Annotated in this window: 4 protein-coding genes; all 4 read left to right on the top strand. The window is 34.0% G+C overall.

Annotation, left to right across the window (positions count from 1 at the left end; translation table 11 throughout):
* On the top strand, window positions 1–382 hold a 382-nt coding region (locus P0N36_RS15305), incomplete at its 5' end, for a carbohydrate ABC transporter permease (RefSeq protein ID WP_275843755.1).
* Window positions 361–564: a hypothetical protein gene (locus tag P0N36_RS15300; protein WP_275843754.1), complete on the top strand. Its 204-nt coding sequence runs from the start codon at window positions 361–363 to the stop codon at window positions 562–564. The genes P0N36_RS15305 and P0N36_RS15300, both read left to right, overlap by 22 nt.
* The gene (locus P0N36_RS15295) at window positions 564–929 is read left to right on the top strand and encodes a hypothetical protein (protein WP_275843752.1); all 366 of its coding nucleotides are present in this window, start codon (window positions 564–566) and stop codon (window positions 927–929) included. Before P0N36_RS15300 ends, P0N36_RS15295 begins: the two co-directional genes overlap by 1 nt.
* Complete coding sequence (locus tag P0N36_RS15290) at window positions 926–1,405, top strand: carbohydrate ABC transporter permease (protein ID WP_275843751.1); 480 nt, start codon at window positions 926–928, stop codon at window positions 1,403–1,405. Before P0N36_RS15295 ends, P0N36_RS15290 begins: the two co-directional genes overlap by 4 nt.
* Window positions 1,406–1,503 lie beyond the last annotated feature (98 nt).

Below are 1,503 nucleotides of genomic sequence, written 5' to 3'. Positions count from 1 at the left end.
TAGAACCATGTTTTTCACACCCAACCTTATAGGTGGTTTGGTACTTGGTTTTATTTGGCGGTTTGTATTTAACAATTTCTTTGTAACCCTGGGGCAAAAATATGAGATTTTAATATTTAGTAAAACATGGTTAGGCGACGAAAACTTAGCCTTTTGGGCATTGGTGATAGTCTCAGTCTGGCAATATGCCGGTTATATGATGATTATATTAATTGCAGGATTGATTAACATTCCAAAAGATGTACTGGAAGCAGCTAAGATTGATGGCGCAAACAGATGGTATACTTTAACAAGGATTACATTACCACTCATGGTGCCGCCTTTATTGTTACAATCTTTTTATCTCTCCAAAGGGGCTTTATGGTTTATGATGTCAACTTAGCTTTAACACAAGGCGGTCCATTTGGCAGCACGGTTTTATCCTCTATGCACGTTTATAATAAAGCCTTTGTACATTTTGATTATGGTCTTGGTCAAGCAGAAGCTTTCACCTTATTCCTCATTGTTGCAGCAAGTACGATGTTACAAGTATACTTCAGTAAGAGGTTGGAGGTTGAAGCGTAATGACGATGAAAAAAAAGTTTATAAATATAATTATTTATATAGTCTTGACGGTTTTGATGTTGGCATTCTTTTTACCTTTTATCCTATTGGTGCTTAATGCGTTCAAAACAAATGCACAAATCATTCAATCACCATTATCATTACCAACGGGGATTAGCTTCGATAACTTTATGATTGCGATGAAGCGTATGAATTTTGTGAACAGTTTTTTAAATTCACTTAAGATTATTGTCTTTAGTTTGGTGCTCATTGTCTTATCTTCATCCATGTCGTCCTATTATTTGGTTAGAAGCAAAGCCAAGCTTAGTAAAATTTGTTTTTTTACTTTGGTTGCATCTATGAGTATTCCCTTCAAGCAATTATGATTCCTTTAGTATCTATATATGGAAGTGAATTAGGATTGATTCAGTCTTACCCACACACAACACTCATTTTTATGTATATTGGATTCGGAGCACCACTTGCCATTTTTATATACCATGGTTTTATAAAAAGCATCCCGCTGGAGCTTGAAGAAGCAGCATTGATTGACGGGTGTAACAAAAGACAAATGTTTTTTAAGATTATTTTCCCGATTTTGAAGCCGACCACTGTAACCATAGCCATATTGGATATTTTATGGATTTGGAATGACTTTTTATTACCATCCCTGATTCTACAAAATGGAGGACCAAAAGGATTTACTTTGCCTTTGGCCATCAGGATTTTTCAAGGAACATTTAGTTCGGATTATGAAATGTTTTTACCGGCTGTGTTACTGGTTATTCTTCCAATCCTGTTTGTGTATTTGTTTTTGCAAAGATTTGTTATTGATGGTGTTATACAAGGATCTATTAAATAATGACTTAAAGTATGCTTTATTTTTTGACCTACGATGAATAGAATCTCTTATTCTAAATATTAAGTGCTTTTATATACTTTTTATATAAAGGTTACTTA

This window comes from Petrocella sp. FN5 (assembly GCF_029210395.1).
Taxonomy (GTDB): domain Bacteria; phylum Bacillota; class Clostridia; order Lachnospirales; family Vallitaleaceae; genus Petrocella.
Note: the sequence above shows the minus strand (reverse complement) of the source record. Positions and strands in the feature narration are given on the sequence as shown.

Excerpts from the sequence above, each read along its gene's own strand:
- P0N36_RS15295 (WP_275843752.1), top strand. The coding sequence starts at position 564 with ATGACGATGAAAAAAAAGTTTATAAATATAATTATTTATATAGTCTTG.
- P0N36_RS15290 (WP_275843751.1), top strand. The coding sequence starts at position 926 with ATGATTCCTTTAGTATCTATATATGGAAGTGAATTAGGATTGATTCAG.
- P0N36_RS15300 (WP_275843754.1), top strand. The coding sequence starts at position 361 with ATGGTTTATGATGTCAACTTAGCTTTAACACAAGGCGGTCCATTTGGC.